Annotated in this window: 7 protein-coding genes; 3 read left to right on the top strand and 4 right to left on the bottom strand. The window is 66.3% G+C overall.

Translation table 11 applies throughout. The features are described 5' to 3' along the window. Positions 1-437: phospholipase A2 (locus tag VF697_RS07200; RefSeq protein ID WP_331092756.1), on the bottom strand; the 437-nt coding region annotated here is incomplete at its 3' end. A 46-nt stretch (positions 438-483) separates the two neighbouring features. After that, the gene (locus VF697_RS07195; RefSeq protein ID WP_331092755.1) at positions 484-762 is read right to left on the bottom strand and encodes a mersacidin/lichenicidin family type 2 lantibiotic; all 279 of its coding nucleotides are present in this window, start codon (positions 760-762) and stop codon (positions 484-486) included. 190 nt (positions 763-952) lie between these two features. Here VF697_RS07195 and VF697_RS07190 point away from each other — a divergent pair, with 190 nt between their 5' ends. Beyond that, positions 953-1,723, top strand: a complete 771-nt coding sequence (locus VF697_RS07190) for a type 1 glutamine amidotransferase domain-containing protein (RefSeq protein ID WP_331092754.1) — start codon at positions 953-955, stop codon at positions 1,721-1,723. A 768-nt stretch (positions 1,724-2,491) separates the two neighbouring features. Beyond that, positions 2,492-3,277 carry a hypothetical protein gene (locus VF697_RS07185; protein WP_331092753.1) on the top strand — a complete coding sequence of 262 codons (786 nt, stop codon included), beginning with the start codon at positions 2,492-2,494 and terminating at the stop codon, positions 3,275-3,277. A 186-nt stretch (positions 3,278-3,463) separates the two neighbouring features. Here VF697_RS07185 and VF697_RS07180 read toward each other — a convergent pair whose 3' ends face one another. Then, on the bottom strand, positions 3,464-4,939 hold the full coding sequence (locus tag VF697_RS07180; protein WP_331092752.1) for an RCC1 repeat-containing protein: 1,476 nt from the start codon (positions 4,937-4,939) through the stop codon (positions 3,464-3,466). Positions 4,940-5,051: 112 nt separating this feature from the next. Continuing rightward, a complete protein-coding gene (locus VF697_RS07175; RefSeq protein ID WP_331092751.1) occupies positions 5,052-5,405 on the bottom strand; it encodes a hypothetical protein in 354 nt (117 codons plus the stop codon). A 123-nt stretch (positions 5,406-5,528) separates the two neighbouring features. On the opposite strand from VF697_RS07175, the gene VF697_RS07170 reads away from it, so the two are divergent. Then, a partial coding sequence (locus tag VF697_RS07170; protein WP_331092750.1) for an MBL fold metallo-hydrolase occupies positions 5,529-6,151 on the top strand: 623 nt, incomplete at its 3' end.

Below are 6,151 nucleotides of genomic sequence, written 5' to 3'. Positions count from 1 at the left end.
TAGCAGTTGCCGCGGTCGCTCGTGGCGACGCGCTTCGCGCAGGTGTAGCGCATGTTCCGCAGGAACTCCGAGTCGATCTTGTCCTTGTAGGTCTGGTCGGACGCGAGTGCGAGACCGTTGCCGTAGTTGCGATAGCCGAAGTCGTGTCGGTAGCAGGCGTTGGTGAAGAGCTTGTCCCACCGCGAGGCGATCGGTTTGATCTCACGGGGCAATGAGCAGCCGTCGTACCCGCTCCAGTTGAACCTGGTGTCGATGCCCGACTTGGAGTGGGAGTAGATCGACATGAACTTCGGCAGCGAGACGTTGAACGCGATGACATCCGCGCGCGCCTTGAGTTGCTCCCGGGAGTAGCTCGCGGCGGCGCCAGCGGGCTGAGTGGAGAGGAATACGGCCACGGCGAGAATGGCCGTGACGATGCCGAACAGGCGTTTGTGCATGGGGGTCTTTCTGGGGGTGAATGTATTGGCCCGAGTGGGCCTCTGCTCACAGCTGGCAAGGGAAGAGCACCGTGCAGCCCCGGCTGGGACATGCATCCACCGCGCTCGTCCCCTGCACGACGCACCATCTCGCGCGGGTGTTGAGGAGGGGAGGCGTGGGCGGGTTGAGGGGCACGCCTCCCACGACGTCCGCCATCTCGTCATCGCCCAGCTCGCTCATGGGCTTGCCGGAGGGGTTGTCGGGGAGCGCCTGCCGCTGCTCCGAGGTGAGGTGCGCGCGGAATTCCGGATCCTTCCACGCACGGATGACGGTTGTTGGGTTCATGGTCTTCTCCTCCGGGCTCTCAGAACAGAGGCCCAACAGGTGGAGTCGTCTCGAAGGATTTGTGACGGGAGCCTCGGCCCCTACCTGGGTCCTCGAGGCTGCGCCCTCGCACCTGGGTTCACATCACCCGCGAGCGTTATGGGTGGCCCACACGCCGCGGATCCCATCCGCGCCGCATAGGAGCCAGAGTATGAGCCTGCAGGACCCGAACCTCTCGAACCCGAAGCAGAAGAAGCGCGTGGCCATCATCCTCTCGAACCCCACCGTCTCCCCGACGACGGGCTGGCCGGTGGGCTTCTGGTGGAGCGAGCTGACGCACCCCTACTACGTGCTGACGGAGAAGGGCTTCGAGGTGGAGATTTTCAGCCCCAAGGGGGGCAAGTGCGAGGCGGACGCGATGAGCGATCCGCGCGACCCGAGCGGCTACTCGGCGAGCGACCTCATCAGCATGGGCTTCATCGCCACGCCGAGGCTCGCCGCGCTGGTGGAGAGCACGAAAAAGGTCACGGAGATCGACGTGGCGAAGTTCGACGCCATCCTCGTCGCGGGCGGGCAGTCGCCGATGTTCTTCTTCGAGGGTGCCACGAACCTGCACAAGAAGTTCGTCGAGTTCTACGAGGCGGGCAAGGTGACGTGCGCGCTGTGCCACGGCGTCGCCATCCTGCGCTATGCCCGGTTGAGCAACGGAGAGCTGCTCGCCAAGGGGAAGACCGTCACCGGTTTCGCCAACGTCGAGGAAGATTTCGCGGACAACGCCGTCTGGGACATGAACCTGCTGCCCCGGGGCAAGCACGTCATGCCGTGGCGCATCGAGGACGAGATGAGACGGATCGGCGCCAACTATATCCAGGTGGGCCTGTGGCGGAGTTTCGCCATCCGTGATGGCAACCTCATCACCGGGCAGCAGAACTTCTCGGGCGCGCAGACCGCTGAGCTCGTCGCCGCCACGCTCGGCGCCTGAGGCGCGTCCACCGGGCACCGGCATGGAGTCCCCACGCCGGTGCCGAGGTGTCTCAGGCGCCAGGAGTGTGGCTCAGCGCTTCACTTTGTATCGCAGGGCCGTCCTACCGCGAGGACGCCCTCCACGTCGGGGTCGAGCAGGCACTCACGCAGGACTGCCTCTTCCGCCTCTTGCACACTCAGGGCGACTGTCAGAATTGATGGGAACAGCCTGAACCATCCCCCTCATTTTAGCAGGAGAGCAAGGGAGCGGTGCTTCGGCTGAATGGTGAACTTCACGAGGTTCCACGGCGTCTTCGTTCCAGGCACGCAATCGCGGCCATTTTTGCTCCCCAAGTGGTGGCAGAGCCGAAGCCGGAGAAGCAGCGGGCCAGCGGAGACAGCGTCAACAGAATACATTATCGGGCCTTTCCGGGCGAGCCACCCGAGATGGAAGCTCAAACCGGTCAGCGCATTGCAACCCTTGAGAAGGGGTCTTCTGCCTTGTCTGCCCGGCTGGATAGTGGCCAATCATCGGCAGCCCTGTGGCGGTGGTCTGGACACAAGTTGAGCGGTTGTGTCACTCATTGCACCGTCGGTTGTAGTGGGTTGTTTGGACGGTGGCCTGGTTGGGACGTATGGGGGTGAAAACCGACGCTTGTACATATGGTTGTGTTTGCGCTGTGGTGCCCCGATGACTCGCACTTGAACGCAACGCGACCGATCCCCGTAAACACGTATTGGAGGAGCAAGGATGCGAATTCGTGCATTGGTGTGCTGTGGTGTGTGGATGACAGCCCTGTTCGGGCCGTTGCTGGCGGGGTGCGGGGGCGAGACCGGTATCGATGAGCAGTCTTCGGAGTCTTCGGACTCGGAGAGCGTATCCGAAGCGCCGCCAACCAGTGACACTCTGGATGAATCGGAAAATGACTCCGGGCAACCGTCGCCTCAGCGTACGGTTTCGGCAGCCGCCCTAGGCTGCCCAGCGACGTCGGTGAGTTGGTCGCAGTGGCAGCCGAGCTGGAACGGCAATACAGGCACTGCGGGAACCTACGTTTGCTATGGCGATCTTCCCGCGACCAACAGTGGCTACATCGTCACGGCCACGCGGACCAGCCTGGAGCGCACCGGCACGGCTCAATATACATGTAGCAATGGCGTGTGGGTGCTCAGGAGCGGCTCATCCTGCAACGGCAAGATCATCAGCACCGTGTCCGCCTCCGCATATTCCACCACGTGCTCCTCCACGGAGCCTGTGCGAGCCAAGTGGATCAGCTGGTACCTGGCCGATCTCAAGCGCTGCGCGGATTCTGACGGGCTTGAATGGTGGGTCTCTCAATACAACAACAGCACCGGTTGTCCCGCGTCTAACAACTACGATGGTTATGGGACCAAGGATGCCTGCTGGCGCGCATCGTTCCGAAACGGCGCGAACACCAATGGGAACTCATACAATGAAGCCCAGGCGCTCGGTCACATCTCCTCATGGGACGAGAGCAGCCTGTGCGGTGGTTCGCTGGCCTATCCTTGGACCTCCGTCTCGTCCTTCGGGACGAGTTGCAAGTACCGGCCCTGAGCTGTTCTAGCGCGCCTTTCCCTCAAGCGGCGGCGGAGCCGAAGCCGGAAGAGGGGATCGTGCGCAGGCGCGGGGACCACTGGTAGCTTCTCTGGCGCGTGGAGGGAGCGGAAGAGCGACTTCACTCCGAGGGTCCGCTCCCCGCCACGCCGCAATCCATCCGATGAAGCTCGAGACCTGCTTCGATTACGGCAGGTCGAGGTGGGTCATCCGCACCGGTGCCGAACGGCGCGTCTGCGTCCCGTCGCCGAGCTGGCCGTACTCGTTCGAGCCCCAACCCCAGATCGTGCCATCCGTCTTCCGCACCACGGTGTGGTTGGCGGAGCCCCCCGGAGCGAGGGCGGACACGCGGGTGAGGCCTGGCACCTGCACCGGCCGGGTCCTCACGCTCGGCTGGCCCGCGATGTTGTAGCCCCAGTCCCAGACGGTGCCGTCCTTCCTCAGCACCACGGTGTGGTTGCTGTTCGCGATGAGGGAGGTGACCTGGGTGAGGCCCGCCACCTGCACCGGCACTGAACGGCTCTCCGTCGTCCCGTCACCGAGCTGGCCTTCATTGTTATGGCCCCAGGCCCAGACAGTGCCGCCCGCCTTCACCGCCAGGGTATGGGTGAAGCCCGCGGCGACAGCGGTCACCTGGGTGAGGTCCGGCACCTGCACCGGCGTCAGGTGAAGAACCCTCACCGTGCCGTTGCCGATCTGGCCCCAATCGTTGCGGCCCCAGGTCCAGACGGTGCCGTCCCGCCGCAAGGCCACGTTGTGCTCGGGGCCCGCGGCGATGGCGATGATCCGCGAGAGGCCCTTGACCTGCACGGGCGTCATGCGGTTCGTCCGCGAGCCGTCCCCGAGCGCTCCCGCCTGGTTGTAGCCCCAGGCCCAGACGGTGCCGTCCTCCTTCAGTGCCACGGAGTGTCCCTGCCCGGCGGCGAGCGCGGTGATGCGGGAGAGGCCCTGCACCTGCACGGGCACGTAGCGGTCCGTCGTCGTCCCGTCGCCGAGCCCGCCCCAATTGTTGCGGCCCCACGCCCAGACGGTGCCGTCGTCCTTCAGCGCCACGGAGTGGACCCAGCCAGCGGCGATGGCGGTGACGTGGGAGAGGCCCTGCACCTGCACCGGTACCGAGTAATTCGTCGTCGTCCCGTCGCCGAGCTGGCCCTGCGAGTTGTGGCCCGACGTCCAGACGGTGCCGTCCTCCTTCAGCACCACGGTATGCGTATCGCCGACGGCGACCGTGTTGGTGGCCACCCAGCCACACGGCTTGCCTCCGGAGATGGAGAAGGTGGCACTGGCGCTCAGCCCGAGGGCATTGGTGACGGTGATCGTGATGGTGGGCGGGGTGTTCGTGGGAATGCACGCCGGAGCCGTCCAGAGGATCTCGCTGGAGTTGGCGCCGTGGGTGGGCGTCGCCAGGGTGCCCGTGTTGGCCTCCCAGGAGAAGCTGAGCGCGCTGTCCTGCGGGTCGCGGGTCTTCACCCGGAGTGTGACGGGCTCGCTGTCGGGCACGAAGACGTTGGACAGGTACGTCTCCACCACCTCGGGCGGCAGGGGCGCGGGCTCCTCCGACGCCGACGGTAGGGGCGTGGGCTCCTCCGGGCCGCACCCCGTCCCCATCACGCACAACCCTGCCAGCAGGCAGAGCAGGAACTGCTTCACCCATCGATTCATGGTGTTGGCTCCCGTTTGTCTCCAGGGCCGTTCGGCTCCCGGGACGCACAAGGTCTACCGCTGGGGCCTGGCGGTGGCGGTGGCGTGCATCACACCGGAGCGGTGAACGGATTCACTGCTCCGGCCCACGCTCCTGGCGGACCGGGCGGCAGCTCGACTCAGCTCCGGCGGGCGGAGGGCCGACGCAGCGCCCCCCATGCCAGCAGCACAGCTCGCGCCCGTGCACCGGGTCGTACGCGGTGAAGTAGAGCATCGCCCCCACGCGCACGAAGCCCTGGGGATCGCTCCCCGCCAGTTTCGAGGGAGGCGGGGTCGGCTGGATGTCGGCCACCAGCTCGGGCGTGCCCAGGGAGAGCGCACTCCGCTGCGTGCCCGGCCGCACCGGCACGGCCTCGCGGGGCTCCTGGCCCGAGTCGGTACAACCCGCCATCGCCGCCAGCACCAGGGCCAGGCAGCCGCCTGCCAATCGACGAGCGCTCATCATCGTGCACGCACGCTCGGAGAAGCGGGCGGGAGTGTCAATGTCCTGCTCCCGGGGCATGAAGAGGTGATGCTGGCGGTGAAGGCCCCCGGAGGGCAGACTCCCCCCATGAGATACCTCACGCTCCTCGCGAGTCTGCTGTTGGGGTTGATGACGGGCTGTGCCACCTCGACTCCCGCCGCGCCTGCCGCGCGCCAATACGCGGGCACCGCCCACCGGTTGAAGGAAGACTCACGGGTGGGCGTGTACACCTCCAAGCCCCGGGGCTTCTCCACCCACTCGTACTGGCTCGAGGGCCCGGAGGGGCTGGTCGTCATCGACACCCAATTCCTGCCCTCGGCGGCGCGCGAGCTCATCGAGCTGGCCGAGCGGGAGACGGGGAAGAAGGTGGTGCTGGCGGTGGTGCTGCACGCCAACCCGGACAAGTTCAACGGGACCCCGGTGTTCCAGGAGCGAGGCATCCGGGTCGTGACGGCCCAGCAGGTGCGCGAGCAGATTCCGGCGGTGTTCGCGCTGCGCACGCGCTGGTTCAAGGAGCGGTACGCGCCGGACTGGCCGGAGGCGGAGCCGCGGCCCGAGGTGTTCGGCGCGGAGACCACCGTGCTGAAGGCAGGGGGCGTGGAGTTCAAGGCGCACGTGATGGGGCCCGGGTGCAGCTCGGCCCAGGTGGTCGTGGAGTGGGAGGGGCACCTCTTCCCCGGGGATGTGGTGGCCAACGGCACCCACGCCTG

The organism is Archangium sp. (genome assembly GCF_036388035.1).
Taxonomy (GTDB): domain Bacteria; phylum Myxococcota; class Myxococcia; order Myxococcales; family Myxococcaceae; genus Archangium.
The sequence above is the reverse complement of the archived record's forward strand: the minus strand, read 5'-3'. Positions and strand labels throughout refer to the sequence as shown.

Bases quoted from the DNA above. Each gene is read 5' to 3' on its own strand.
- VF697_RS07195 (WP_331092755.1), bottom strand. From the start codon at position 762: ATGAACCCAACAACCGTCATCCGTGCGTGGAAGGATCCGGAATTCCGC.
- VF697_RS07190 (WP_331092754.1), top strand. From the start codon at position 953: ATGAGCCTGCAGGACCCGAACCTCTCGAACCCGAAGCAGAAGAAGCGC.
- VF697_RS07180 (WP_331092752.1), bottom strand. From the start codon at position 4,939: ATGAATCGATGGGTGAAGCAGTTCCTGCTCTGCCTGCTGGCAGGGTTG.
- VF697_RS07185 (WP_331092753.1), top strand. From the start codon at position 2,492: ATGACAGCCCTGTTCGGGCCGTTGCTGGCGGGGTGCGGGGGCGAGACC.